Source organism: Microbacterium hatanonis, assembly GCF_008017415.1.
GTDB lineage: Bacteria > Actinomycetota > Actinomycetes > Actinomycetales > Microbacteriaceae > Microbacterium > Microbacterium hatanonis.
Genome location: NZ_VRSV01000002.1, coordinates 862,991 through 888,335, shown reverse-complemented (window position 1 = coordinate 888,335; position 25,345 = coordinate 862,991). Strand labels below are relative to the sequence as shown.

Sequence of the window (25,345 nt, the reverse complement as noted above, 5' to 3'; positions counted from 1 at the left end):
AGCGGTCAGCCGCGACTCGGGACGGGCACGAAGCCGTCCTCGATACCGCGTCGATAGAGATCGACCTTCGTCGTGGCCGGGCGCCCGATCAGGCGGTAGACCGACCGGATGCGGCGCAGATGGTCGTTCACGGTGTTCTCGCTCACGAAGAGCGCCGCGGCGACCTCACGCGCGCCCATCCCGGAGGCGTACAGCGACAGCACCTCGCGCTCGCGACGGGTCAGCGGCGCGGCGTGCAGGGTCGGATCGGTGTCCAGCGCCGACGCCCACTCTGTGCTCGGGACGTGCTCGCCGGCGGCGGCCGCGGTCATGACGGCCACGAGCTCGTCGCCCGGCGCGGACTTCCGCGCGATCCCGAGCGCCTCGGTGCGGGAGGCCTCGCGGATGAGGAACGGGTTCTCCGCCGATGTGAGCACGAGAACGTGAGCGCCCCACGCGCGCAGCGTGCCGACGTTGCGGTCGGGGGTCGTGTCGTCGCGCAGGCTGAGATCGAGCAGCACCAGATCCGCGTCGCGGGGCTGCGCCACCATGTCGGCGACCGATCGCTCGTGCCGCGCGAAGACGAGCCCCGCCGCCGCGTCGACCAGGCTGCGAACGGCCAGCCCCACCAGTTCATGATCGTCGACGATCGCGATGCGCGCCGGCCCCGCCCCTTGCCCCATTTGACCGAGTATGGCGTAACGCGAGCGTCGGCGCGGAGCGGGAAACCACCAGTTCGTGTCAAAGGCGTCCCGCAACGGGCTCTCACCGGGCAGACTAATGGAATGAGCAGTCGCGCAGGACGCCCCGCCGAAGCATCCGATCTCATCGACATCGATGAACTGATCTCGGCCTATTACGACCGCAAGCCCGATGTGGCGATCCCGGAGCAGCGCGTCGCGTTCGGCACGAGCGGCCACCGCGGCTCGTCGCTGTCGACGAGCTTCAACGAGAACCACATCCTCGCCACCACCCAGGCCATCGTCGACTACCGTGCGGCGCAGGGGATCCGCGGGCCCCTCTTCCTCGGCCGCGACACGCACGGGCTGTCGCTGCCCGCCGAGCGCAGCGCGATCGAGGTGCTCGTCGCGAACGGCGTCGACGTGCGCATCGACGCGCGCGACTCGTGGGTGCCCACCCCGGCGCTGAGCCTGGCGATCCTCAACCACAACCGCGGCAAGGAGCTCGACGACCCGACCCGCGGCGACGGCATCGTCGTCACCCCCAGCCACAACCCGCCCCGCGACGGCGGCTTCAAGTACAACCCGCCGCACGGCGGCCCCGCCGACACCGACGCGACGAGCTGGATCGCGAACCGCGCGAACGAGCTCATCGCCGCCGGCCTCGAGGGCGTGCAGCGCACGCGGTATGCCGACATCGACGGCGACGCGCTCGGCGAGTACGACTTCCGCGAGGCGTACGTGCGCGACCTCGAGGGGATCATCGACATCGAGGCGATCAAGCGCGCCGGCGTCCGCATCGGCGCCGACCCGCTCGGCGGCGCATCGGTGGAGTACTGGCAGCTCATCGGGGAGCATTACGGCCTCGACCTCACGGTCGTGAACCCCGACGTCGACCCGACCTGGCGTTTCATGACGCTCGACTGGGACGAGAAGATCCGGATGGATCCCTCGTCGCCGTCGGCGATGGCCGCTCTCGTCGCCCGCCGCGAGGAGTACGACATCCTCACCGGCAACGACGCCGACGCCGACCGCCACGGCATCGTCACCCCCGACGCGGGCCTGATGAACCCGAACCACTACCTCGCCGTCGCGATCGACTATCTCTTCGCGCACCGCCCGGGCTGGCCGGCCGACGCCGCCGTCGGAAAGACGCTCGTCTCGTCGATGATCATCGACAAGGTCGCCGCGTCGCTCGGCCGCACCCTCCTGGAAGTGCCGGTGGGCTTCAAGTGGTTCGTGCCGGGCCTCCTCGACGGCTCGGTCGCCTTCGGCGGCGAGGAATCGGCCGGAGCGTCGTTCCTGCGCACCGACGGCACCGTCTGGACGACCGACAAGGACGGCATCCTGCTCGCCCTGCTCGCCGCCGAGATCCTCGCGGTGACCGGCAAGACGCCGTCGCAGCGCTACGCGGAGCTCGAAGACACCTACGGCTCATCCGCCTACCAGCGGGTCGACGCACCCGCCACCCCCGCGCAGAAGGCGGCGCTCGCGAAGCTCTCCCCCGACGCGGTCACCGCGACCGAGCTCGCCGGCGAGCTCATCACCGCCAAGCTCTCGCACGCTCCGGGCAACGGTGCCGCGATCGGCGGCCTCAAGGTGCAGACCGAGGACGCCTGGTTCGCTGCGCGCCCCTCCGGCACCGAAGACGTCTACAAGCTCTACGCGGAGTCGCTCCGCGGCGAAGGCCACCTCCGCGAGGTGCAGGAGCAGGCGCGCGCGGTCGTCGCCGAGGCCCTCGGCGGCGCCTGACCCCGCAGCATCCACTCGCCCGGTCTCGGCTCCGCCGGCCCGCCCCCGCGCACAACTTCGGACAACCTCGACGGCACGCCGCCCCCACCCGGCGGGCGGACGGCGTGTCGGCGCACACGTCCGAAGTTGTGCGCCGCCGACCACGCAGCGGGCGGTGGGTCAGATGGTGGCCGCGTCGATCACGAAGCGGTACCGCACGTCGCTGGCGAGCACCCGCTCGTACGCCTCGTTGATCTGGGCCGCGTCGATGAGCTCGACCTCGGGCGCGATGCCGTGCTCGGCGCAGAAGTCGAGCATCTCCTGCGTCTCGCGGATGCCGCCGATGCTGGATCCGGCGAACGACCGACGGTTCGAGAACAGCGTGAACACCTGGATCGGCAGCGGCTCGGGCGGAGCGCCGACGTTCACCATCGTTCCGTCGAGCGAGAGCAGGCCGAGGTACTGCTTCAGGTCGAGCGGCGCACTGACGGTGTTGACGATGAGATCGAAGCCGTTCTTCAGCGCACGGAACGTCTCGGGGTCGCTCGTGGCGTAGTAGTGGTCGGCCCCCATCGCGAGGCCGTCGTCCTTCTTGCGCAGGCTCTGCGAGAGCACGGTGACCTCGGCACCCATGGCGTGCGCGATCTTGACGGCCATGTGCCCGAGCCCACCGAGGCCCACGACGGCGACCTTCTTGCCGGGTCCGGCGTTCCAGTGGTGCAGCGGCGAGTAGGTCGTGATGCCGGCGCAGAGCAGGGGCGCCGCCTTCTCGTACGGGATCGCCTCGGGCACGCGCAGCACGAAGTCCTCGTCGACGACGACCTTCTGCGAGTAGCCGCCCTGGGTGATGGAACCGTCGCGATCGACGTTGGCGTAGGTTCCGACGTTGCCCTCGAGGCAGTACTGCTCCTCGCCGGCCAAGCAGTTCTCGCACTCGCGGCACGAGTTCACCATGCAGCCGACGCCCACGCGGTCGCCGACGGCGTGGCGGGTGACGTCGGAGCCGACTTCTGCGACGGTGCCGACGATCTCGTGCCCGACCGTGAGCGGGTAGGCGACCTCGCCCCACTCGCCGCGGATCGTGTGGATGTCGGAGTGGCAGATGCCGGCATAGGCGATGTCGATGAGCACGTCGCGGGGGCCGACCTCGCGGCGGTCGATCGTCGTGGGCTCGAGAGGGGAGGTGGCGGATGCGGCGGCGTACGCGCGAACGGTGGTCATGGGGCTCCTCGGGGGTGGGGTTCGAGCGTATCGGCGAGCCTGGCCCCCGCCGCGCGGATTGACACGACGGGCTCGATCATCGCCGCAGCGGCCGACCCGGCGATCTCGGCCAGCGACACGGTCGCCGTGAAGGCCGACAGGTCGGCATCGGAGGAGATCCGACCGGCGACGAGCGCCGTGCGGCCGGGAGCGAGCGCCGCGACGAGCGCCGGCACCTTGCCCGCGGCCGACTGCCGGTCGTAGGCCCCTTCGCCCGTGATGACGAGGTCGGCGGATGCTGCGGCCTCTGCCAGTCCCGTCACCGCGGCGATCTCCGGCGCGCCCGCGACCAGGTCGGCACCCCAGACGAGGAGCGCCCACCCCGTGCCACCCGCGGCCCCGGCCCCAGGAGCAGCCGCGTCGACCCCGGGCGCGAACGACGCCAGACGGGCGAGTGCGGCGTCGGCGCGGGCGACGCCCGCAGCATCCAGGCCCTTCTGCGGACCGAACACGCGGGCCGCACCGCGCGCGCCGAGGAGAGGGTTCTCGACGTCGGTGAGCACGCGCACTCCCCCGGACGGCAGCGGCGCGAGTCGGGCGAGGTCGACGGCGGCGAGGCGCTGCAGCCCTTCGGCCCCCTCGGGGATCGGGTCGCCCGCCGCATCGGTGAACCTCGCACCGAGCGCGCGGAGGAGGCCGGCCCCGCCGTCGGTCGAAGCGCTGGAGCCGATCGCGAGCACGAGCTGCGAGACCCCCGCGGCGAGAGCAGCGACGACGGCGCGACCGAATCCGAGGGTGGAGGCCGTCCACGGTCGGAGCTCCCCGTGCAGCAGCTCGATACCCGACGTCTGCGCGAGCTCCACCACCCCGATCCCCGCCGGCGCGTCGGCTGTGGCGGGCAGGCGCAGCCACACTGCCTCGACGGGCGCTCCCTCCGGACCGGGCACGATAACGGGCACGCGCACCGCGCCCCGAACGGCCGCCGCCACGGCCTCGAGCGTGCCCTCCCCGCCGTCGGCCATGGGTGAGAGGACGATCTCGTCACGGGGACGAACCGCGCGCCAGCCCGCGGCGAGCGCGGCTGCCGCATCCGGAGCAGTGACCGTGCCCTTGAAGCTGTCGGGCGCCATCACGATCCGGGTCATGCCTCCATCCTGTCCCCGCCGCACCCGATCCGGGCGTGACGAACGGCGACGGGCCGGCCCCCGGAAGGGAGACCGACCCGTCGCACTCGCACCGCGGGACTACTCGGCGGTGCCGCGCGGGCGACGGCGCACGAGCAGCACGACTCCGGCGGCGGCCACCGCCGCACCGAGGAGGGCGGGAGCCACCCAGATGCTCGCGTCCGCCCCGGTCGCGGCGAGAGCACCGGAACCCGTGCCGGATGCGGCGGGACCGCCCGCATTCGGCACCGCGCTCGGCGACGTGCTCGACACGAGGCTCGGCGACGGGGAAGCACCGGGCCCGGACGGCTCGGGAGAGGGCTGCGGCCCCGTGCCCGCGCGCTCGATCGTCACGGTGTAGGTGCGCTCCGACCCGTCGGGCGCGGTCACCGTCACCGTCCCGGTGCCGTCCCCGGCGTCGGGCTGGGTGATGCGCACGGCGGCGTCACGGTCGACCGCGATCGCGGCCAGCCGCGGCCACCCGGTCCCCTCGACGACGACCCGGTACTCGGTCGTGTCGGCCGCGAAGCCCGCGACGGGCTCGCCGTCGACGGTCAGGCGCGCCAGGTCGGAGACCGGCGACGCCGAGGGACGCAGCCCGAAGATCTGCACCTCCGACACCACGATGTGCGTCGCGGGGCGGGCCTCCATCACCACGCGCACCTCATCGGCGTCGACGTCGCCGAGCGGCACGTCGATCAGGGGCGCACCGGCGTCCTGGGCGGGGACGTCCACCCACGAGCCGGTCGACCATTCACCGCCGGTGAGACGGTGCTCGACGCGCAGGCGCTGGGGCCAGGTCGCACCACCGTCGCGATAGAACTGCACGCTCGCGTGACGCACCTGGGTGCGCTCGGCGAGGTCATAGCTCAGCGTGTCGGTGGTGTTCTTCGTGCCCGACCGCCAGTTCGACCACCCCTTGTCACCGGTCACCCCGTTGATGGTGCGCTCGACGCCGTACGACGGGCTCTCGGGGGTCAGGGCGCGTGCGGAGGTCAGCGCGGCGCGGAACTCGCGCGAACGACCAGCTCGGTCGGCACGAGCACACGCGCGTCGATCGGCTCGTCGCCCTCGATCTCACCCAGAAGCGCGCGCATCGCCTGGTCGCCCACGCGGGCGAAGTGCTGGCGCACCGTCGTCAACGGCGGCCAGTAGTTCGCCGCATCCGGGGCGTCGTCGAACCCGACCACGCTCACGTCCGCGGGAACGCGGCGCCCCGCCTCGTGGAGTGCGCGGATGACGCCGAGCGCCATCTGGTCGTTCGCGGCGAAGATCGCCGTCGCATCGGGCTCGTTCGCCAATCGCCGGCCGATCGCATGCCCGGAATCGGCCGTCCAATCGCCGACGACGACCTCGGGAACCGCCCTCCCCCGCTCGACGAGGGTGGCCCGCCAGGCCTCTCGACGACGTTCGGCGGCGAACGACTCCAGGGGTCCGGAGACGTGCCAGACGGTCTCGTGGCCCAGGTCGAGCAGGTGCTCCGTCGCCTGCCGCGCCCCCAGCGCCTGGTCGGTGTCGACGACCGGGTACGGGTAGTCGGCACTCGAGTCGACGACGACGACCGGCAGACCGGTGGGGAGCGCGAGCTCGGTCTCGCCCAGCCGGTGCGTCTCGATGAGGATGACCACGCCGTCCACCGCGTGCTCGGTGAGGCGCAGGAAGGCGCCCGAGACGTCGGACTGGGTGGCCGAACCGAGCGTGATGAGGGTGATCGAGTATCCCGACTGCGCGGCGATCGACGACACGGCGTCGAGGGTGCGGGAGTTGCCGTACGACGAGAGCGAGAACATGATCACGCCGATGCTGCGGAACTTCCCCGACCGCAGGGCGCGCGCGGCACTGTTGGGCCGGTACCCGAGGCGGCTCATCGCGGCGAGCACTTTGGCGCGCGTGTCGGGGTCGACGTTCGCCCGGCCGTTGGCGACCCGCGAGACGGTCTGGCCCGACACACCGGCAGCCGTCGCGACGTCGGCCATCGAAGTCTCACGACGTCGCGTGCGGGGCTCGGGCGACGCGGACTCCACTGTCTCGCTCATCGATCCTCCTCGGGATGTTGACGTTGACATGTTAGCGAAGTCCGTTTATGTTTACGTCAACATCCGAGATACCCGATCGGATAAGGCATCGATGGAGAGGCTCCCAGGACGATGACGACCACCGCGGCTCCCCCGCCCGCTGTGCGCCTGCCGCGCAGACGGCGAACACGCGTCGAAGACAGAGGATGGCTGTTCGTCGGCCCGTTCGCCGTGGTCTTCGCGCTCGTCTTCCTCGCGCCGCTGCTGTACGCGCTGTACCTCAGCTTCTTCCGCGACCAGCTCATCGGCGGCAACGCGTTCGTCGGGCTCGACAACTACGCGACGGCGCTGAGCGATCCGAACTTCTGGGACGGCTTCCTGCGGGTGCTGCTGTTCCTCATCGTCCAGGTGCCGATCATGCTGATCCTCGCTCTGGCGGCGGCCCTGGCCATCGACAGCGCGCGACTGCACGCCCCGTCGTTCTACCGCATCGTGATCTTCCTTCCCTACGCGGTCCCCGCCGTCGTCGCGGTGCTCATGTGGGGATACATCTACGGCGACCAGTTCGGTCTGACCGCGAACATCAACGACCTCCTCGGGTCGGACGTGCTGCAGCCCTTCGTGCCGCAGTGGATGCTGCTGTCCATCGGCAACATCGTCACGTGGCAGTTCGTCGGCTACAACATGCTGATCTTCTACTCCTCGCTCAAGACGATCCCCGGCGAGCTGTACGAGGCCGCCTCGATCGACGGAGCCGGCGCCTGGCGCACGATCTTCTCGATCAAGATCCCCGCCGTCCGCGGGGCGATCGTGATCGCCACGATCTTCTCGATCATCGGCAGCTTCCAGCTCTTCAACGAGCCCAACATCCTCAAGCCGCTGGCGCCCAACACGATCTCGACGTTCTACACGCCGAACATGTACGCCTACAACCTGTCGTTCGCGGGCCAGCAGTACAACTACGCGGCCACGATCGCGATCATCATGGGCGTCATCACGGCGGTCATCGCTTATGTCGTGCAGCTGCGCGGCTCCCGTCAGGAGGTGCGATGACCACCGCAACCACCCCCGCCCGGCCGTCCGCTTCCACCGGCCGGCGCGCGGGCCGATCCCCGCGATCGTTCGCCCGCACCTCGCCCACCCGCTCGAGGCGCTCCGTGGTGCTCTCGATCGTCATGGGGCTGTACCTGCTCTACACGATCGTGCCGCTGCTGTGGCTGGTGCTCAACGCCACCAAGACCCAGGACGACCTCTTCACCACCTTCGGCCTCGGTTTCGGCAACAGCTTCGCCCTGTTCGACAACATCGCGCAGACGCTGACCTACCGCGACGGCATCTTCCTCCGCTGGCTCGGCAACACCCTGCTCTACGTGGTCGTCGGCGCCGGCGGCGCGACGATCCTGGCCACGATGGCCGGCTACGGTCTCGCGAAGTACAACTTCCGCGGACGCAAGGCGGTCTTCGCGGTCGTGCTCGGCGCGATCGCGGTGCCCGGCACGGCTCTGGCGGTGCCGACCTTCCTGCTGTTCAGCCAGATGGGTCTCACCAACACGCCCTGGGCGATCATCATCCCGTCGCTGATCAGCCCGTTCGGTCTGTACCTCGTCTGGGTGTACGCGACGGACGCGATCCCGACCGAGCTGCTGGAAGCCGCCCGCATGGACGGCGCGAGCGAGCTGCGCACGTTCTTCACGATCTCGGTCCGTCTGCTCGCCCCGGGCATCGTGACGGTGCTCCTGTTCGCCGTGGTCGCGACGTGGAACAACTACTTCCTGCCGCTCATCATGCTCAGCGACCCCGCGTGGTATCCGCTGACGGTCGGCCTCAACCAGTGGAACGCGCAGGCGACCGGCGTGGCCGCCCAGCCGATCTACAACCTCGTGATCACGGGCTCGCTCCTGTCGATCATCCCCATCGTCGTCGCGTTCCTCGTGCTGCAGCGGTACTGGCAGTCGGGGCTCAGCGCCGGAAGCGTCAAGCAGTGATGAGGGGCTCTGCCTGATACCCGACCCTCCCTCGCACCCCGGAGCGTCCTGCCCCGGATCCACAACAACGAAGTGAAGGAAATGCACATGACATCCATCCGCAAGAACCCCGCGCTGCGTCGCGCGGCGTTCATCGTGGCAGCGACCGCCCTCGTGGGCGGATCGCTGGTGGCATGCTCGTCGGGCAGCACCGACGGCGCCGCAGCCGGCAGTGCCGACGACCTCGAAGCGGCCCTCGAGCAGGGCGGCGAGATCACCTACTGGTCGTGGACCCCGTCGGCCGAGGCCCAGGTCGCCGCGTTCGAGGAGGCCTACCCGAACGTGACGGTGAACCTCGTGAACGCGGGCACCAACACCGAGGAGTACACCAAGCTCCAGAACGCGATCAAGGCCGGCTCGGGTGCACCCGACGTCGTGCAGATCGAGTACTACGCCTTCCCGCAGTTCGCACTCACCGACGGCCTCCTCGACCTCTCCTCCTACGGCTTCGGCGACCTCGAGGGCGACTACACCGCCTCGACGTGGAACTCGGTCGACTTCGACGGGAAGATCTACGGCCTGCCGCAGGACTCCGGCCCCATGGCGATGTTCTACAACAAGAGCGTCTTCGACCAGTACGGCCTGACCGTGCCCACCACCTGGGACGAGTACGTCGCCGCGGGCAAGGCGCTCACCGCCGCCGACCCGAGCAAGCACATCGCCGCCGACACCGGCGACAGCGGCTTCGCCACCAGCATGATCTGGCAGGCCGGCGGCCAGCCCTTCCAGGTCGACGGCACGAACGTCACGATCGACCTCTCCGACGAGGGCTCGCAGAAGTGGGCCGACACCTGGAACCAGCTCGTCGACAACGACCTGCTCGCAGAGACGCCCAGCTGGACCGACGAGTGGTTCAAGGGCCTCGGCGACGGATCGATCGCGACCCTCGTGACCGGCGCGTGGATGCCCGGCGTGCTCGAGTCGTCGGTCGCCGACGGTGCCGGCGACTGGCGCGTTGCCCCGATCCCGACCTACGACGGCACCCCCGTCACGGCTGAGAACGGCGGCGGCGGCCAGGCGGTCACGAAGCAGTCCAAGAACCCGGCGCTGGCCGCGGCGTTCCTCAAGTGGCTCAACAACGACGATGCGAGCCTGCAGATCTTCGCCGAGAGCGGCGGATTCCCCTCGACCACGGCTCAGCTGTCGTCCGACGACTTCGTCAACCTCGAATCGGACTACTTCGGCGGTCAGAAGATCAACGAGGTGCTCACCGCCGCCGCCGGCGAGGTGCGCGAGGGCTGGAGCTACCTGCCGTTCCAGGTGTACGCGAACAGCATCTTCGCCGACACGGTCGGCCAGTCCTACGCCTCGCAGGGCGACCTGAACGAGGGTCTGTCCACCTGGCAGGAGCAGCTCGTCGAGTACGGCAACTCGCAGGGCTTCACCGTCAACCAGTAAGAACCCTCGACGGGGCGGGTCGATCCTCGCGATCGGCCCGCCCCGTCCTTCCTCTCCCGAACCGGAAGCCGACATGACCCGCAGCGCCCGCATCGTCCTCTCGCCCGACGTTCTCGTCGCCCCCGTCCCGCGTCGCCTGTTCGGCACTTTCGTCGAGCACATGGGCCGGTGCGTCTACGACGGCATCTACGAGCCCGGGCACGCGGCCGCGGGCCCCGACGGGTTCCGCGCGGACGTCGCCGACCTCGTCCGCGAGCTGGGTGCGACCGTCGTGCGCTACCCCGGCGGCAACTTCGTCTCGGGGTACCGCTGGGAAGACGGCGTCGGCCCGCGCGACGAGCGCCCGGTGCGACTGGATGCGGCGTGGCACAGCACCGAGACCAATGAGGTCGGTCTCCACGAGTTCGCCGACTGGGCAGCATCCGTGGGCCTCGAGCTCATGGAGGCGGTCAACCTCGGCACCCGCGGCGTCGCGGAGGCCGCCGACCTGCTCGAGTACGCCAACCACTCCGGCGGCACCGCCCTCAGCGATCGACGCCGCGCCAACGGTCGCGACGAACCCTTCGACATCCGCCTCTGGTGCCTCGGCAACGAGATGGACGGGCCCTGGCAGATCGGCCACAAGACCGCCGACGAGTACGGGCGTCTCGCGGCGGAGACCGCCCGCCTCATGCGTTTCGTCGACCCCCGCGTCGAGCTCGTCGCCGCGGGAAGCTCGAACCACGAGATGCCGACGTTCGGGGAGTGGGAGCGCACGGTGCTGCGTCACACCTCCGGCCTCGTCGACCACATCTCGGTGCACGCCTATTACGAGGAGTCCCCCGACGACCCGGCGAGCTTCCTCGCATCGGGCGCGGCGCTCGACCGCTACCTCGACGAGGTCGCCGAGATCATCGACGAGGTCGGCGCGAGGGCGCCTGACGGATCGCCCGTGCGGATCAGCGTCGACGAATGGAACGTCTGGAACCAGACCCGCTGGAACGAGGTCGACAAGCCGCGCGTCTTCACCGGCGACTGGCCCGTCGCTCCTCGCCTGATCGAGGACGCCTACACCGTGACCGACGCCGTCGTCGTGGGCTCGCTGCTGATCACACTGCTGCGTCAGGCCGAGCGCGTGTCGATGGCCAACCTCGCCCAGCTCGTGAACGTCATCGCCCCGATCCGCACCGAGCCCGGCGGACCCGCCTGGCGCCAGACGACCTTCTTCCCCTTCAGCCTCACCGCAGCCGCCGCGACCGGCGACGTCATCGCGGCCGACATCGACAGTGCGACGCTCCCCACCGCCCGGTACGGCGACGTCCCCTCTGTCGACGCCGTGGCCACCCGCGACGGCGACGTCGTATCCGTCTTCGTCGTGCACCGCGGTCTCGACGAGCCCGTGACGGTCGACCTCGACGTCGCGGGTCTGACCGATGACGCCACCGCCGTCGTGCTCACCGCGCCCGCGGGCGCCGACCGCCACGCGACGAACACCGCCGACGCACAGCCCGTCGCCCCCGAGCCGCTGACGATCGAACGCGCGTCGGCCGACAGCATCCGATTCGTTCTCCCGCCCCTCGCCTGGGCGCGCCTCCAGCTGCGCGTCGAGTCGACCCCGACCGGAAAGCCCTCGATCATCATGGAAAAGACCGCGTGAGCACGTTCACCATCGGCGAGACCGACTTCCTCCTCGACGGCGCACCCCACCGGGTCATCTCCGGCGCGCTGCACTACTTCCGGATCCACCCCGAGCACTGGGCCGATCGCATCCGCTCGGCGCGACTCATGGGCCTCAACACGATCGAGACCTACGTCGCCTGGAACGCGCACGAGCCCGTCCGGGGCGAATGGGACGCCACGGGCTGGAACGACCTGGGGCGCTTCCTCGACCTCATCGCCGCCGAGGGAATGCACGCGATCGTCCGCCCGGGCCCGTACATCTGCGCCGAGTGGCACAACGGCGGGCTGCCGGTGTGGCTCACCGGCCTCGACGGCATAGGCCTGCGCCGATCGGAGCCGCAGTACGTCACCGAGGTGAGCACCTACCTCCGTCGCGTCTACGACATCGTCGCCCCGCGTCAGATCGACCGCGGCGGCAACGTCGTGCTCGTGCAGATCGAGAACGAGTACGGCGCCTACGGCGACGACGCCGACTACCTCCGCACCCTCGTCGACCTGACCCGCGAGTGCGGGATCACCGTGCCGCTGACGACCGTCGACCAGCCCGAGCCGTGGATGCTCAGCGCGGGCAGCCTCCCCGAGCTGCACAAGACGGGGTCGTTCGGTTCGCGCTCGGACGAGCGCCTCGCCACGCTCCGCGAGCACCAGCCCACGGGGCCTCTCATGTGCTCGGAGTTCTGGGACGGCTGGTTCGACTGGTGGGGTGGGGTGCATCACACGACGGATGCTGCGGCCTCCGCCGCCGATCTCGATGCGCTGCTGGCGGCCGGGGCATCGGTGAACATCTACATGTTCCACGGCGGCACGAATTTCGGCCTCACCAACGGAGCGAACGACAAGGGACGCTACGCGCCGATCGTCACGTCGTACGACTACGACGCTCCGCTGGACGAGGCCGGGAACCCCACCGAGAAGTTCTTCGCGTTCCGCGACGTGATCGCGAAGTACGCCGACGTCCCCGACGAAGTACCGGCACCCGCGAGCCCTGCGCCGGCGTTCTCGGTCGACCTCGTCGCCACCGGCGACTGGCTTCCCGACGGGGCGGGTGCGCCGCATCCGACCCTCCGCACGTTCGAAGACGAGGCCCACCTCGGGGCGCTGATGCGATACGACGTCGACCTCGATACCGTCGCCGGCTCGCACGCGCTGCTCACCTTCGACGACGTGCGCGACATGGCCTGGGTGATGGTCGACGGGGTGTTCGTCGGGCGCCTCTCGCGCTCGCTGCACGAGCGGGCGCTGACGATCCCCGCCGGCGAGCGCCTCACGGTGCTCGTCGAGGAGCAGGGACGCACCGACTACGGCCCGCGTCTGGGCGAGGCGAAGGGCCTGTTCGGGCCGGTGAGGCTCGGCGACCGTGAGCTGACCGGCTGGCGCTCGGTGCCGATCGACCTGGCCGATGTCGCCACCTCGATCGCAGCGGGTGGCGCAACGGTCCCCACCGGGCGCACCGGCTTGCGCGGCACGTTCGACCTCGCAGCGCCGTGCGATCTCTTCCTCGACACGGATGCGTGGGGCAAGGGCTTCGCGTTCGTCAACGGCTTCCTGCTCGGCCGCTACTGGCGCAACGGCCCGCAGCGCACGCTCTTCGTTCCCGCCGGCGCCACCCGCGCCGGGGAGAACGAGATCGTGGTCGTCGAGCTCGAGCAGGCCGCCCCGCGCGCCGACTTCGTCGAGGCCGCGTCGCTCGGCCACCTCGAGGAGTAGCCCCGTCTCATCCTGGGTGCACTGCGGAGGTGATGTGCGCACCGGAGGGCGCTGCGGCTCGCAGCGTCCTCCCCACCGCACATCGCCTCCCGTGCGCACGCGGGTCTGAGGTCAGACCGGCTCGGTCGTGCGGATCAGACCGCAGTTCACGCACGACCATGCCACCAGGAACCGCTCGTCGTCGAGGATCTCGAACGTCAGCGGATCGCCGCAGGTCGGGCACGACCGCGGGTCGGGGGCCTGCGCGCTCATCCCGCCAGCCTACGGACCGGCTGACACGCCGCAATCCGGGGTTTCAGGGCCGGGCGTGACCCCGGGTTGCGGCACCTCACGGGCGGGAGCGCGATCAGAGCGATGAGCTCGACCGCACCACGAGCGTGGGCGGGAGCGACACCAGGGGGGCGACCTCGCGGCCCTCTATCAGCGCGATGAGGGTCGCGACGGCACGCGCGCCGAGCTCGTCGAAGTCCTGGCGGACGGTTGTGAGGGGCGGACGGAACTCCGCCGCATCCACGATGTCGTCGAAGCCCACGACGGCGACGTCGTCGGGCACTCGTCGGCCGGCGTCGGCGAATGCGCGCAGGGCGCCGAGCGCCATCTGGTCGTTCGCGACGAACACCGCCGTGGCATCGAGAAGATCGGATGCTGCGGCATGCCCCGACCGCGAGGTCCAGTCACCGCGGGCCACCGGGCGCGGGGTGGCCCCGGCGGCGGAGAGCGCCTCTCGCCAGCCGCGCTCGCGCTCGACGGCGGCGAAGGAATCCGCGGGCCCCGCCAGGTGGTGCACCGTCGCGCGCCCGAGCTCGAGCAGGTGCCGGGTTGCGGCGGCCGCGCCGGCGGCGTGGTCCGTCTGCACGAGGGCGAAGCGGTCGTCGGGGGCCGAGTCCACCGCGACCAGCCGCATGCCCGCCGGCACCGCGGCCTCGCGCGTGAGGGGGGTCGCCTCGTTCAACACGATGGCGCCGTCGACGCCCTCGTCGTGGAGGCGGGCGAACGCCTCGAGCATGCCCCGCTCGCCTCGGGCGGTGGCGACCGTGAGAGCGTAGTCGCCCGCGGCCGCGACCTCGGCGATGGACTGCAGCATCCGGGAGTTGCCGACGGTCGCGAGCGTCGAGACGATGAGCCCGATCGTGCGGCTCTGCCCCGTGCGCAGCGCGCGAGCGGCGCGGTGCATGCGGTAGCCCAGATCGCTCATCGCGCGCTCGACGCGGGCTCGGGTCTCGGGATCGACGCGCGGACTGTCGTTCGCGACCCGCGAGACGGTCTGCGCCGACACCCCCGCGCGCTCGGCGACATCCGCCATCGACACTCGCAGCATCACGACCTCCTCGTGCATGTTGACGATATCACGCCCGCAGGCTAGCGTGTTATCGTGAACACGCAACGCATCGACGCGGTCCCCCTCGGCGCGGGAGTCGTGAAACGCTCCACCCGCCTCGCCGACGGTCGCGAACTCATCTACTTCGACGACCCGGGCACGGCCCTGGGCCCTGATCGCGCGATCGACGAGCGCACCCTCGACCCCCGACCGGCGACGGCGACGATGCGGCAGGACGTGCTCACCGGAGACTGGATCTCGATCGCCTCCGCCCGTCAGAACCGCGCATTCCTTCCCCCCGCGAACCTCGACCCGCTGGCACCGCAGACACCGACCAACCCGTCGGAGATCCCCTCGCTCTACGACGTCGCCGTCTTCGAGAACAAGTCGCCCTCCTTCGGCCCCGCGCTCGCCCGGGCCACCGGCGACGCACCCGCCGGAGACGACGCCCCCGCGGGTGATGACGACCTCGTCGAGCTCGGCCTCGGCCGCAGCCGCACGTCGGTCGGCCGATGCGAGGTCGTCTGCTTCAGCCCCGCCCACGAGGGGTCGTTCGGCTCGCTCGGCGTCGTCCGCGCCCGCACGGTGATCGAGGCCTGGGCCGACCGCACCGCCGCACTGTCGGCACTCCCCGGCATCGAGCAGGTCTTCCCGTTCGAGAACCGCGGCGAGCAGATCGGCGTCACCCTCGCTCACCCGCACGGCCAGATCTACTCCTACCCCTATGTCACCCCGCGCACGCGCCGTCAGCTCGACGCCGTCGAGAAGGTCGGGGGCGACCTGTTCGCCCGCATCCTCGAGTCGGAGCAGGAGTCGGAGCGGGTCGTGCTACAGGGCGAGCACTGGACGGCGTTCGTGCCGTTCGCCGCGCGATGGCCCATCGAGGTGCACCTGCTCCCCCACCGCCACGTCCCCGACCTCGCCGCGACCAGCGACGCCGAACGCGACGAGCTCGCCCCGCTCTACCTGCGCCTGTTGCGCGGCATCGACGCGCTGTACGACACCCCGACGCCGTACATCGCCGCCTGGCACCAGGCGCCGGTGCGCGTCGGCCGCGACGGCATCCGCCTGCACCTGCAGCTGACGTCACCGCGGCGCGCGGCCGACAAGCTCAAGTTCCTCGCCGGCAGCGAATCGGCCATGGGCGCATGGATCGCCGACGTCACCCCCGAGTCCCAGGCCGAGCGCATCCGCGCCGCCATCGCATCCGTTCCCGAGGTATCCGCATGACCGCTTCCCTCTCCGCAGCATCCGCCCTGCTGGCCACGCTCACCGACCGCGCCCCCGAGGGGGTGTGGTCGGCTCCGGGCCGCGTCAACCTCATCGGCGAGCACACCGACTACAACGAGGGCTTCGTGCTGCCGTTCGCGATCGAGCACCGCACGGCGGCGGCCCTCGCGGTGCGCGACGACGACGTCATCCGGGTCGCCAGCACGTTCTCCGACGAACCCGTCGAGGTCGCTCTCTCCGAGCTCGACGCCGCGATCGAGGCGGGCGGGCTCGATTGGGCCGCCTACCCGCTGGGCGTCGCGTGGGCGCTGCGCGCGGCCTCGACAGAGGGCATCGCGCGCGGTGTCGACATCGCCATCTCGTCCGACGTCCCCGTCGGTGCCGGGCTGTCGTCGTCGGCGGCGATCGAGAGCTCGGTCGCCTCGGCCCTCAACGACGTGTGGGGCGCGGGCCTCGACCGCGTCGCCCTCGCGCGCGTCGGGCGGATCGCCGAGAACGACGCGGTGGGCGCACCCACCGGGATCATGGACCAGATGGCATCGATGCTCGGCCGCCCCGACGCGGCGACCTTCCTCGACTGCCGCACTCTGGAGGCGGACTCCGTAGACCTCGGGTTCGAGGCCGCGGGGCTCGCGATCCTCGTCGTCGACACCCGCGTCGAGCACGCGCACTCCTCCGGCGGTTACCGGGAGCGCCGAGCCTCGTGCGAGGCGGGTGCCGCCGCACTCGGCGTCACCTGGCTGCGCGACGTCTCCGTCGCCGACCTCGACCGCGCACGCGCGACCCTCGACGACGAGACCTTCCGCCGGGTGCGTCACATCGTGACCGAGAACCAGCGCGTCCTCGACACGGTGGCGGCCCTCCGCGCCGACGGGCCGACGGCGATCGGCGAGCTGCTGACGGCATCGCACGCGTCGATGCGCGACGACTTCGAGATCTCCGTCCCCGAGCTCGACCTCGCCGTCGACACGGCGCTCGAGGCCGGAGCCGTCGGCGCGCGGATGACCGGCGGCGGGTTCGGCGGATCGGCGATCGCGCTGCTGCCGCAGGAGAAGATCGCGGATGCTGCGGCCGCCGTCGAGCGTGCCTTCGCCGCCGCGGGGTACACCGCCCCGCACATCTTCACCGTCGCCGCGTCGGAGGGTGCCCGGCGCGACGCCTGATCCTCCCTCCCGAAGCGCCGGAGGGCGGATGCGCATCGCAGCATCCGCCCTCCGCGCTACGCGGCGGGCGGGGCGCCGCAGCATCCGGGACCCCTCGTTCCCGGCGGCGCCCCGACCGCCCGGCGATGCCCCGCGCGCGATACTGCTTCTATGCAAGAGACCGGTTCGGGGCGACGGGGCTCCTACGCGAAGGGGGTCGCCAAGCGGGAGGAGATCCTGCGGCGCGCCCTCGATGTCATCGCCCGCGAGGGGTATCGGGGCGCTTCGGTGAAGGAGCTGGCGCACGCCGTCGGCCTCAGCCAAGCCGGCCTGCTCCACTACTTCGACAGCAAGGAGGAGCTCTTCACCGAGATCCTCCGCAAACGCGATGAGATCGACGCCGACATCGGCGCAGACCCCGCCCGAGCGGGCATCGGCGACGAGGACGACCAGCCGATCGACGTGCGGGCGGGTTTCCTCGACGTCATCCGCCACAACGCCGACGTTCCCGGGCTCGTGGACCTCTACGCCCGGCTCTCGGTCGACGCCGCCGACCCCGCGCACCCGGCGCACGACTACTTCGTCGAACGCGGCGAGGGGCTCCGGGCCTACGCGGCGACGGCCATCGCCGCACAGCAGGCTGCCGGCCTGATCGACGACCGGGTCGATCCCGCCACCATCGCCCGCCTCATCCAGGCGGTCGCCGACGGCATGCAGGTGCAGTGGATGCTGGAGCCGGACATCGATATGGCGGCCACCGTCGACGCGCTGTTCGAGCTGCTCGCCGTGCCCGTGCACGCGCGGGGCGCGTCCTCGTGAGCGACGCGGCGACCCCGACACGTCACGTCGAGGGCGACACCGTCACCGGCCGGGTGCGGGGGGTATGGCGCGGCGAGCCGGGCGCCGGTGGTTCCGCGGCATTCCTCGGTATCCCGTTCGCGAAGCCGCCGGTGGGCGCGCTGCGCTTCGCCGCCCCCGAGCCCGCCGAGGCGTGGGAGGGCGTGCGCGATGCGCTCGAGTTCGCCCCCACCGCGCAGCGGGGAGACCCCGGGGTGACGCTCATCCCCGAGCCGTCCGTCCCGGGCGAGGCGACGCTCAACGTGAACGTCTTCACACCGTCGCCGCGACGATCGGATGCTGCGCTCCCCGTCCTCGTGTGGATCCACGGGGGCGGCTACTTCGCCGGCTCGCCCGCGAGCCCCTGGTACGACGGGCGCTCGTTCAACCGCGACGGCGTGGTCACCGTGACGATCTCGTACCGCCTCGGCTTCGACGGATTCGGGTGGATCGAGGACGCCCCCTCGAACCGAGGGGTGCGCGACTGGCTGCTCGCGCTGCAGTGGGTGCAGGACAACATCGCGAACTTCGGCGGAGACCCGTCGCGCGTCACCCTCGCGGGGCAGTCCGCGGGCGGGGGCGCCGTGCTCACCCTGCTCGGCATGCCGGCCGCCCAGCATCTGTTCCACGCGGCGTGGGCGATGTCGGGCGCGACGGCCGACGCCTCCGCCGCCGACGCGCAAGCCCTCGGCCGCGACATCGCCCGCCGCGCCGGGGTCGCACCAAACCGGGACGCCCTCGCACGCGTGCCCGAGGCGCGCATCATCGAGGCGCAGACCGCGGCCACGCGCATCGCGGGCCCGGGCGGCATCTCGAGTCTGCTCGACACCGGACTGAGGCTGGGTCCGTCGATCGACGGCGACCTCCTCGCTCGCCCGACGCTCGCGTCCCTGGCCGCCGGCGTCGGTGCCGACAAGCCCCTCGTCCTCGGCGCAGCCGACGACGAGTTCGCCATGGCTGTGGCGGGCTCGGCGAAGATCCTCCGCTGGGTGCCGCTCGGGGTGCTGCTGGGCCGGGCCGGGCTGGCTCGCGCTCGACGCACCGCCTATCTCGAGGCGAACGGCGACGTCGCCTCGCGCGGTCACGCCGCCGTGCTCGGCCGTCACGTGAGCGACCGCCTGTTCCGCACGACCGTCGTCCGCGCCGCCCGAGCGCGCGGCACGGCGCCGACGTGGGTCTATCGTTACGCCTTCCGTTCGACGCAGCCGGGGCACGTCAACGACGCGGCCGTGCACTGCATCGACGTGCCGTTCTGGTTCGACTGCCTCGACGCGGATCGCGTCGAACCGCTCACCGGCCCCCATCCGCCGCAGGACCTCGCCGACGCGACGCACGGGGCCGCGGTCGCGCTCATCACCGGCGGCGCCCCCGGCTGGCCCGCCTGGTCGGCGTCACCCGGCACGACTCGCGTGTTCGGCGCACGCGGCGGCCCCCTCGGCCACGTGATCCGCGACGGCTACGCCGAGGTCCACCCGCTGCTCTGACGGGCGGCGGGGCAGCCGCCCACGCCACGCGACGCGCGAGCGCCGCCGCATCCGCTCGTCGCCGGATAGACCGTTCACGGCGCCCGGCGCAAGCGGCCCCTCACCGCACGGCGCCGTGCCACTGTGGAACCATGCGCATCGCACTGACGGGATCATCGGGAAAACTGGGCACGGTCGTCGCCCGCGAACTGCGGGCACACGGTCACGAGGTGATCGGCCTCGACGTGGTCGGCACCCGCGGACCGGGGTTCGTCCAGGTCGACCTCACCGACTACGGGCAGGTGATCGATGCTCTCGCCGGCGTCGGCGACCAGCACGACGGCGTCGACGCGCTCGTGCACCTGGGGGCGATCCCCGCGCCGGGCATCCGCTCCGACATCGCGACGTTCCACAACAACATCACCGCGAGCTTCAACGTGTTCTGGGCGGCCGTCCGGCTCGGCATCGACCGGATCGTCTACGCCTCGAGCGAGACGGTGCTCGGGCTGCCGTTCGACGTGCCGCCGCCGTACATCCCCGTCGACGAGGACTACCCGGCGCGCCCGGAATCGGTGTACTCCCTCGTGAAGCACCTCGAGGAGCAGCTCGCGATCGAGCTCGTGCGCTGGAACCCCCGGTTGTCGATCACCGCGCTGCGCTTCTCGAACGTCATGGCGCCCGACGACTACGACGAGTTCCCGTCGTTCGACGCCGACGCGACGACCCGCAAGTGGAACCTCTGGGGCTACATCGACGCCCGCGACGGCGCCCAGGCCGTCGAGCGCGCACTCGAGGTCGCCCCTCCCGGATTCGATCGCTTCATCATCGCCGCGGCCGACACGGTGATGGACCGCCCGAACGCGGAGCTCATCGCCGAGGTCTTCCCCGGGGTGGAGCTGCGCGGCGAATTCGGCGATCACGACACCCTGCTGTCGATCGACAAGGCCCGGCGCCTCCTCGGCTACGACCCGCAGCACTCCTGGCGCGACCCCCGCTGACTCCGCGCTGCGCCCGGACCCGCGCAGCCGCAGGGCGGGGTCAGCGGAGCGCGGGCACGACCTCGCGCTCGAAGAGGTCGACGCCGGAGCGGTCGTAGGCCGCTTCGGGGAAGTAGTGGATCGCGTAGCCCAGCCCCGCGGCGGCCCGCTCGGACAGGCGCTCGACGATCTGCTCGGGGGTGCCGAACGCGGGCGACTCACGGTAATCGCGTTCCATCTGCGCCGCCCGCTCGGCGCCGACGTGGGGCGTCAGGCGGGCGATGACCGCGTCGAGCCGGTCGGAGGCCTCCGCCTCGGTCGCGGCGATGATCGTGTTGAAGTTCGTCGACCGGGTGATCTCGTCGAAGTCACGGCCGAGCGCGTCGGTGTGACCGCGCAGCACCTCGGACTTGTGGGCGAACTCCTCGATCGAACTGCCGAAGTTCGTGTACGAGGCGTACTGGGCCGCGATCTTGAGCGTCACCTTCTCGCCGCCGCCGGCGATCCACAGCGGGATGCCGCCCTCCTGCAGCGGGAGCGGGCGGACGATCGCCCCGTCCGCCTGGTAGTAGGTGCCGTCGAGAGTCGCCGAGCCGGTCGTCCACGCCTGGTGCATGATCTCGACCCCCTCGCGGAGGCGCCCGAGGCGCTCTGCGATCGGCGGGAAGCCGTAGCCGTACGCCCGCCATTCGTGCTCGTACCAACCGCCGCCGATGCCCATCTCGGCACGCCCTCCCGAGATCAGGTCGACGGTCGCGGCGACCTTGGCGAGATACGCCGGGTTGCGGTAGCCCATGCACGTGCACATCTGACCGAGGCGGATGCGGTCGGTCGAGGCGGCGAACGCCGACATGAGGGTCCAGGCCTCGTGCGTGGCCTCCTCGCTCGGCACGGGTGTCGTGTGGAAGTGGTCGTACACCCACAGCGACTCCCACGGACCCTCGTCGGCGTCCTGCGCGAGAGAGGCCATGACGCGCCAGTGGTCGGCAGGGGCGATGTCGACGAGGTCGAAGCGCCAGCCCTGGGGAATGAAGAGTCCGAATCGCATGGACTCAGGCTACGGGGGCGGGGGCGACGTCGACCACGGTGGCGTGCGGCATCCGCTCGCGCATGACCGCGACGGCGGCGGGGTTGTCGTCGACGAGCACCGCGTGCCGACCGAGCGCCGCGGCGACCGCCCCGGTGGTGCCGCTGCCGGCGAAGAGGTCGAGCACGTGATCGCCCTCGCGGCTCGACGCCTGCACGATACGGCGGAGGATGCCCTCGGGCTTCTGCGTCGGGTAGCCGGTCTTCTCACGCCCGGTCGTCGGCACGATCGTGTGCCACCACACGTCGGTGGGGAGCTTGCCCCGCGCCACCTTCTCGGCGGTGACGAGACCCGGCGCCATGTAGGGCTCGCGGTCGACCGATTCGGAGTCGAAGTGGTACCGCTGCGGGTTCTTCACGTAGACGAGGATCGTGTCGTGCTTCGTCGGCCACCGCCGCCGGCTCTTCGCCCCGTAGTCGTACGCCCAGATGAGCTCGTTCAAGAACCGTTCCCGCCCGAACAGGGCGTCCATGAGCACCTTCGCGTAGTGGGCCTCGCGGTAGTCGAGGTGGAGGTAGAGCGTGCCGTCGTCGGCGAGCAGCCGCCAGGCCTCGGCCAGTCGCGGCTCCAGGAACCCCCAGTAGTCGTCGAACCGGTCGTCGTAGGCCCGCAGATCCCCGCGCAGCCGCTCGTACTCCCGCCCGTGGAACCCGCGCCAGACGATGGTCTCCGCAGCATCCTCGCCCGTACTCAGGACGGATGCTGCGACCTCGTCGCCGCTCGCGCGCGATGGCGCGGTTCCGGCCGCGGCGTCGACGCGTTCATCCTGGGTTATGGCTGCAGGCGAGGGCGCAGCCTCGTCAGGGGCGGTTGCCGGCGTCAACGTCCGGGCGGTCTCCACCGCTCGTTCGCGGGTGCGGCCGGTGTTGAAGGGCGGGTCGAGATAGATCAGCGTGAACGCGCCGTCGGGCATCGACGCCGCGGCGGCGAGGTTGTCTCCCGAGTGGATCTGCACCGATCCGGGGAGGGTGGCGCCGGAGGTCACGGCACCCGGTGCAGCCAGGCGTCGCTCGAGAACTTCGATTCCACGAGCGCCTCGGCCTCGGCGTACTCCTCGTCGCTGATGCGGCCGGGTTCGGCTCCGTACAGGGTGGAGAAGGTCGAGATGAAGCGGTCGATGATCTGCTCGCGCGGAAGCCCGGTCTGACTGCGGAGCGGATCGACCCGCTTCGCGGCCGAGACGGTGCCCTTGTCGCTGAGCTTCTCGCGGCCGATCCGCAGCACCTCGGTCAGCGTCTGGCCGTCCATGTCGTAGCTGAGGGTCGCGTGATGAAGCACGCCGCCGTTGGCGAGACGCTTCTGCGCGGCGCCGCCGATCTTGCCATGGGGCCCGGCGATGTCGTTGAGCGGTTGGTAAGTCGCATCGATGCCGAGCGACTGCAGCGCCTGCAGCACCCAGTCGTCGAGGAACGCGTAGGAGTCGGCGAAGGTCATTCCGGCGACGAGGGAGGCCGGCACGTAGAGCGAGTACGTCACGATCGAGTTCGCGGCCATCAGCATCGCCCCGCCGCCCGAGATGCGCCGCACGACGTCGAAGCCGTGGCGGGCCGCGGCCGCCGGGTCGACCTCGTTGCGATACGACTGGAACGATCCGATGACGACAGCGCTCTCGTCCCACTCCCACAGGCGCAGGCTGGGCCGACGTCGGCCGTCGCCGACGCGAGTGGTGAGCACCTCGTCGAGGGCGAGGTTCATGCGCGGCGAGACGGGCTTGTCGTGCAGCACCTCCCACTCGAAGTCCTTCCACCCGGGCGCGGTGATGAGCGCACGGCGCACGGCGGTGGCGACCGACTCCGGCGTGAAGCCGAGGAGCTGAGCACCCTCGGGCAGCGCCGCACGGATCGCGGCGGCGATGGTGGGCACGTCGGACTCGACGGCGAGACCGTTCACCGCCGCGTCGATGTCGTCGAGCGCGGAGTCGGGCTCGAGGAAGAAGTCGCCCGCGAGGTGGAACCCCGAGATGCGGCCGTTGACGTTGTCGAGGTCGACGACGACGAGCTTGCCGCCGGGCACCTTGTATTCGCCGTGCATAGGGAGAGCCTACGCATCCGGAGGCGGGGGTGTCAGCGGGCGGCGAGCCGCGTCGTGAGCTGGTGGGCGTGCGCGAGCAGGGTGCGGCCGAGCTCGGCCTGTCGCTCCGCACCGAAGCGGAACTCGACGCCGGTCAGGCTCAGCGCCCACTGCGGGTCGCCCTGTCTCGTGAACACCGCCGCCCCCATTCCCCAGCTCCCCTCGACGATGAGCCCGGGGTTGACCGCGTATCCGCGCTCCTGCGTCTCGCGCAGGCGGGAGCGCAGCCGGTGCTCCCCGTGGGAGGCGCCCCACCGCTCGCCGAGCTCGGGGTGCCGGCTGAGATATGCGTCCACATCGTGGGGCGGCAGGAACGCGAGGATCGCGAGCCCCGCGGACGCCACGCCGAGGGGGAAGCGCACTCCCTCGGAGAGCACGAACGACCGGATCGGGAAACTTCCCTCCTCTCGCACGAGGCACACCGTCTCGTCGCCCCGCCGCACCGACAGGAAGGCGCTCTCCTCGGTGCGCACCGCCAGCGAGCGCACGATGTCGCGGGCGGCCGCGGTGATGTCGAACCGGGCCGCGGCGACGGTGCCCATGAGGTAGAGCTCCGGGCCGGGCATCCATCGCCCGGTGTCGTCGTCGCGGTCGACGAGCCCCTCCTGGCGGAGGGCGGCGAGCAGGCGGTGCACCGTCGGGCGGGTGAGCGAGGAGCGCTCGACGAGCTCCGCGCCCGTGACGCCGTCGGCCCCTGCGGCGGTCACGAGCCGCAGCAGCCTCGCCGCCCTGGTGACCGCCTGAGTGCCGGCCACCGCATCCGCCGTTCGCCTCGTGTCCACCATATGGACGCTAGACCCGACGATCTCCACATGGCAAGAACGGATGCTGCCGCCGACGGGCCGCGCACGAAGGATGGAGAACGCACCTCGAACGAAGGAGTCGCGTGTGATCGACAAGACCGTCCCCTCCGCCGCGGAGGCCGTCCGCGACATCCCCGACGGGGCCTCTCTCGCCGTCGGAGGCTTCGGCCTCTCGGGCAACCCCATCGCCCTGATCGAGGCGCTCCTCGCGCAGGGCACCACCGACCTCTCCGTCGTGTCGAACAACTGCGGCGTCGACGACTGGGGTCTCGGGGTGCTGCTGCACGCTCATCGCATCCGCAAGATGACCTCCTCGTACGTCGGTGAGAACAAGGAGTTCGAACGCCAGTTCCTCTCGGGCGAGCTCGAACTCGAGCTCACCCCGCAGGGCACCCTCGCCGAGAAGCTCCGCGCCGGCGGCTCGGGCATCGCGGCGTTCTTCACCCAGACCGGTGTCGGCACGCAGGTCGCCGAGGGCGGGCTGCCCCGCCGCTACGACGGACACGGCGGCGTCGCGGTCGCCTCGCCCGCGAAGGACGTCCGCACCTTCGACGTCCACGGTCGCCCGCGCGAGTTCGTGCTCGAGGAGGCGATCGTCACCGACTTCTCGCTCGTCCACGCGCTCCGCGGCGACCGGCACGGCAACCTCGTCTTCAACAAGGCCGCGCGCAACTTCAATCCGCTGGCCGCGATGGCCGGGCGGGTGTGCATCGCGCAGGTCGAAGAGCTCGTCGAGCCGGGCGATCTCGAGCCCGACAGCATCCATCTCCCCGGTGTGTTCGTGCACCGGGTCGTCGAGGTCGGCACCGACATCGACAAGCGCGTCGAGAAGCGCACCGTCGCTCCCACGGGAGGGCACTGA

The 25,345-nt window shown here is 71.2% G+C and carries 23 protein-coding genes; 12 read left to right on the top strand and 11 right to left on the bottom strand.

Translation table 11 applies throughout. The features are described 5' to 3' along the window. Positions 1-5: 5 nt before the first annotated feature. On the bottom strand, positions 6-662 hold the full coding sequence (locus FVP77_RS14255; RefSeq protein WP_147895225.1) for a LuxR C-terminal-related transcriptional regulator: 657 nt from the start codon (positions 660-662) through the stop codon (positions 6-8). A 102-nt stretch (positions 663-764) separates the two neighbouring features. Here FVP77_RS14255 and pgm point away from each other — a divergent pair, with 102 nt between their 5' ends. Continuing rightward, a complete protein-coding gene (pgm, locus tag FVP77_RS14250; protein ID WP_147895224.1) occupies positions 765-2,411 on the top strand; it encodes a phosphoglucomutase (alpha-D-glucose-1,6-bisphosphate-dependent) in 1,647 nt (548 codons plus the stop codon). A gap of 159 nt (positions 2,412-2,570) precedes the next feature. On the opposite strand, the gene FVP77_RS14245 is transcribed toward pgm, so the two are convergent. The 4 genes from FVP77_RS14245 to FVP77_RS14230 form a co-directional block, all read right to left on the bottom strand. After that, the gene (locus tag FVP77_RS14245) at positions 2,571-3,611 is read right to left on the bottom strand and encodes an NAD(P)-dependent alcohol dehydrogenase (protein WP_147895223.1); all 1,041 of its coding nucleotides are present in this window, start codon (positions 3,609-3,611) and stop codon (positions 2,571-2,573) included. Further along, the gene (locus FVP77_RS14240; protein ID WP_147895222.1) at positions 3,608-4,735 is read right to left on the bottom strand and encodes a glycerate kinase; all 1,128 of its coding nucleotides are present in this window, start codon (positions 4,733-4,735) and stop codon (positions 3,608-3,610) included. Before FVP77_RS14240 ends, FVP77_RS14245 begins: the two co-directional genes overlap by 4 nt. Before the next feature lie 99 nt (positions 4,736-4,834). After that, a complete protein-coding gene (locus FVP77_RS14235) occupies positions 4,835-5,686 on the bottom strand; it encodes a cadherin-like beta sandwich domain-containing protein (protein WP_187266950.1) in 852 nt (283 codons plus the stop codon). Between the two features lie 62 nt (positions 5,687-5,748). Then, on the bottom strand, positions 5,749-6,789 hold the full coding sequence (locus FVP77_RS14230) for a LacI family DNA-binding transcriptional regulator (RefSeq protein WP_187266949.1): 1,041 nt from the start codon (positions 6,787-6,789) through the stop codon (positions 5,749-5,751). Positions 6,790-6,900: 111 nt separating this feature from the next. Here FVP77_RS14230 and FVP77_RS14225 point away from each other — a divergent pair, with 111 nt between their 5' ends. From FVP77_RS14225 to FVP77_RS14205, 5 genes are all read left to right on the top strand, one after another. Next, positions 6,901-7,821 carry a carbohydrate ABC transporter permease gene (locus FVP77_RS14225; protein ID WP_147895220.1) on the top strand — a complete coding sequence of 307 codons (921 nt, stop codon included), beginning with the start codon at positions 6,901-6,903 and terminating at the stop codon, positions 7,819-7,821. Next, positions 7,818-8,753 carry a carbohydrate ABC transporter permease gene (locus FVP77_RS14220; protein ID WP_147895219.1) on the top strand — a complete coding sequence of 312 codons (936 nt, stop codon included), beginning with the start codon at positions 7,818-7,820 and terminating at the stop codon, positions 8,751-8,753. Before FVP77_RS14225 ends, FVP77_RS14220 begins: the two co-directional genes overlap by 4 nt. 87 nt (positions 8,754-8,840) lie before the next feature. Beyond that, positions 8,841-10,190, top strand: coding sequence for an ABC transporter substrate-binding protein (locus FVP77_RS14215; protein ID WP_147895218.1), 1,350 nt, complete (start codon positions 8,841-8,843; stop codon positions 10,188-10,190). Between the two features lie 73 nt (positions 10,191-10,263). After that, the gene (gene arfA / locus FVP77_RS14210) at positions 10,264-11,826 is read left to right on the top strand and encodes an arabinosylfuranosidase ArfA (RefSeq protein ID WP_147895217.1); all 1,563 of its coding nucleotides are present in this window, start codon (positions 10,264-10,266) and stop codon (positions 11,824-11,826) included. Further along, positions 11,823-13,556: a glycoside hydrolase family 35 protein gene (locus FVP77_RS14205; protein ID WP_147895216.1), complete on the top strand. Its 1,734-nt coding sequence runs from the start codon at positions 11,823-11,825 to the stop codon at positions 13,554-13,556. The genes arfA and FVP77_RS14205 overlap by 4 nt, the downstream gene beginning before the upstream one ends. A gap of 111 nt (positions 13,557-13,667) precedes the next feature. Here the strand turns inward: FVP77_RS14205 and FVP77_RS16870 are convergent, their stop codons facing one another. Together FVP77_RS16870 and FVP77_RS14200 are read right to left on the bottom strand one after the other, a co-directional pair. Next, the gene (locus FVP77_RS16870; RefSeq protein WP_187266948.1) at positions 13,668-13,808 is read right to left on the bottom strand and encodes a hypothetical protein; all 141 of its coding nucleotides are present in this window, start codon (positions 13,806-13,808) and stop codon (positions 13,668-13,670) included. Positions 13,809-13,902: 94 nt separating this feature from the next. Further along, entirely contained in the window at positions 13,903-14,874 is a 972-nt protein-coding gene (locus tag FVP77_RS14200; protein WP_246134126.1) for a LacI family DNA-binding transcriptional regulator, read from the bottom strand. A gap of 54 nt (positions 14,875-14,928) precedes the next feature. On the opposite strand from FVP77_RS14200, the gene galT reads away from it, so the two are divergent. The 5 genes from galT to FVP77_RS14175 all read left to right on the top strand — a co-directional run bounded on the left by galT (position 14,929) and on the right by FVP77_RS14175 (position 20,544). Further along, positions 14,929-16,104, top strand: a complete 1,176-nt coding sequence (gene galT, locus FVP77_RS14195; protein ID WP_147895215.1) for a galactose-1-phosphate uridylyltransferase — start codon at positions 14,929-14,931, stop codon at positions 16,102-16,104. After that, a complete protein-coding gene (galK, locus tag FVP77_RS14190; RefSeq protein WP_147895214.1) occupies positions 16,101-17,267 on the top strand; it encodes a galactokinase in 1,167 nt (388 codons plus the stop codon). Before galT ends, galK begins: the two co-directional genes overlap by 4 nt. A 150-nt stretch (positions 17,268-17,417) precedes the next feature. Continuing rightward, on the top strand, positions 17,418-18,065 hold the full coding sequence (locus FVP77_RS14185; protein WP_147895213.1) for a TetR/AcrR family transcriptional regulator: 648 nt from the start codon (positions 17,418-17,420) through the stop codon (positions 18,063-18,065). Continuing rightward, on the top strand, positions 18,062-19,567 hold the full coding sequence (locus FVP77_RS14180; protein WP_147895212.1) for a carboxylesterase/lipase family protein: 1,506 nt from the start codon (positions 18,062-18,064) through the stop codon (positions 19,565-19,567). The genes FVP77_RS14185 and FVP77_RS14180 overlap by 4 nt, the downstream gene beginning before the upstream one ends. A gap of 131 nt (positions 19,568-19,698) precedes the next feature. Continuing rightward, on the top strand, positions 19,699-20,544 hold the full coding sequence (locus tag FVP77_RS14175; protein WP_147895211.1) for an NAD-dependent epimerase/dehydratase family protein: 846 nt from the start codon (positions 19,699-19,701) through the stop codon (positions 20,542-20,544). 40 nt (positions 20,545-20,584) lie between these two features. Here the strand turns inward: FVP77_RS14175 and FVP77_RS14170 are convergent, their stop codons facing one another. Genes FVP77_RS14170 through FVP77_RS14155 form a run of 4 tightly spaced genes read right to left on the bottom strand, consistent with a single transcriptional unit; the run spans position 20,585 to position 24,465 of the window. Further along, positions 20,585-21,571 carry an LLM class F420-dependent oxidoreductase gene (locus FVP77_RS14170; protein WP_147895210.1) on the bottom strand — a complete coding sequence of 329 codons (987 nt, stop codon included), beginning with the start codon at positions 21,569-21,571 and terminating at the stop codon, positions 20,585-20,587. Between the two features lie 4 nt (positions 21,572-21,575). Further along, complete coding sequence (locus tag FVP77_RS14165) at positions 21,576-22,595, bottom strand: DNA-methyltransferase (RefSeq protein ID WP_425463144.1); 1,020 nt, start codon at positions 22,593-22,595, stop codon at positions 21,576-21,578. Then, the gene (gene lplAB, locus FVP77_RS14160; protein ID WP_147895209.1) at positions 22,592-23,641 is read right to left on the bottom strand and encodes a lipoate-protein ligase LplAB; all 1,050 of its coding nucleotides are present in this window, start codon (positions 23,639-23,641) and stop codon (positions 22,592-22,594) included. Before lplAB ends, FVP77_RS14165 begins: the two co-directional genes overlap by 4 nt. A gap of 32 nt (positions 23,642-23,673) precedes the next feature. Further along, complete coding sequence (locus tag FVP77_RS14155; protein ID WP_147895208.1) at positions 23,674-24,465, bottom strand: IclR family transcriptional regulator; 792 nt, start codon at positions 24,463-24,465, stop codon at positions 23,674-23,676. A 103-nt stretch (positions 24,466-24,568) separates the two neighbouring features. Here FVP77_RS14155 and FVP77_RS14150 point away from each other — a divergent pair, with 103 nt between their 5' ends. Beyond that, entirely contained in the window at positions 24,569-25,345 is a 777-nt protein-coding gene (locus tag FVP77_RS14150; protein ID WP_147895207.1) for a CoA transferase subunit A, read from the top strand.

Bases quoted from the DNA above. Each gene is read 5' to 3' on its own strand.
- FVP77_RS14170 (WP_147895210.1), bottom strand. From the start codon at position 21,571: ATGCGATTCGGACTCTTCATTCCCCAGGGCTGGCGCTTCGACCTCGTC.
- FVP77_RS14175 (WP_147895211.1), top strand. From the start codon at position 19,699: ATGCGCATCGCACTGACGGGATCATCGGGAAAACTGGGCACGGTCGTC.
- FVP77_RS14220 (WP_147895219.1), top strand. From the start codon at position 7,818: ATGACCACCGCAACCACCCCCGCCCGGCCGTCCGCTTCCACCGGCCGG.
- lplAB (WP_147895209.1), bottom strand. From the start codon at position 23,641: ATGCACGGCGAATACAAGGTGCCCGGCGGCAAGCTCGTCGTCGTCGAC.
- FVP77_RS16870 (WP_187266948.1), bottom strand. From the start codon at position 13,808: ATGAGCGCGCAGGCCCCCGACCCGCGGTCGTGCCCGACCTGCGGCGAT.
- FVP77_RS14255 (WP_147895225.1), bottom strand. From the start codon at position 662: ATGGGGCAAGGGGCGGGGCCGGCGCGCATCGCGATCGTCGACGATCAT.
- FVP77_RS14245 (WP_147895223.1), bottom strand. From the start codon at position 3,611: ATGACCACCGTTCGCGCGTACGCCGCCGCATCCGCCACCTCCCCTCTC.
- FVP77_RS14225 (WP_147895220.1), top strand. From the start codon at position 6,901: ATGACGACCACCGCGGCTCCCCCGCCCGCTGTGCGCCTGCCGCGCAGA.
- galK (WP_147895214.1), top strand. From the start codon at position 16,101: ATGACCGCTTCCCTCTCCGCAGCATCCGCCCTGCTGGCCACGCTCACC.
- FVP77_RS14155 (WP_147895208.1), bottom strand. From the start codon at position 24,465: ATGGTGGACACGAGGCGAACGGCGGATGCGGTGGCCGGCACTCAGGCG.
- FVP77_RS14185 (WP_147895213.1), top strand. From the start codon at position 17,418: ATGCAAGAGACCGGTTCGGGGCGACGGGGCTCCTACGCGAAGGGGGTC.
- pgm (WP_147895224.1), top strand. From the start codon at position 765: ATGAGCAGTCGCGCAGGACGCCCCGCCGAAGCATCCGATCTCATCGAC.
- arfA (WP_147895217.1), top strand. From the start codon at position 10,264: ATGACCCGCAGCGCCCGCATCGTCCTCTCGCCCGACGTTCTCGTCGCC.
- FVP77_RS14230 (WP_187266949.1), bottom strand. From the start codon at position 6,789: ATGAGCGAGACAGTGGAGTCCGCGTCGCCCGAGCCCCGCACGCGACGT.
- FVP77_RS14200 (WP_246134126.1), bottom strand. From the start codon at position 14,874: ATGCTGCGAGTGTCGATGGCGGATGTCGCCGAGCGCGCGGGGGTGTCG.
- FVP77_RS14240 (WP_147895222.1), bottom strand. From the start codon at position 4,735: ATGACCCGGATCGTGATGGCGCCCGACAGCTTCAAGGGCACGGTCACT.
- FVP77_RS14215 (WP_147895218.1), top strand. From the start codon at position 8,841: ATGACATCCATCCGCAAGAACCCCGCGCTGCGTCGCGCGGCGTTCATC.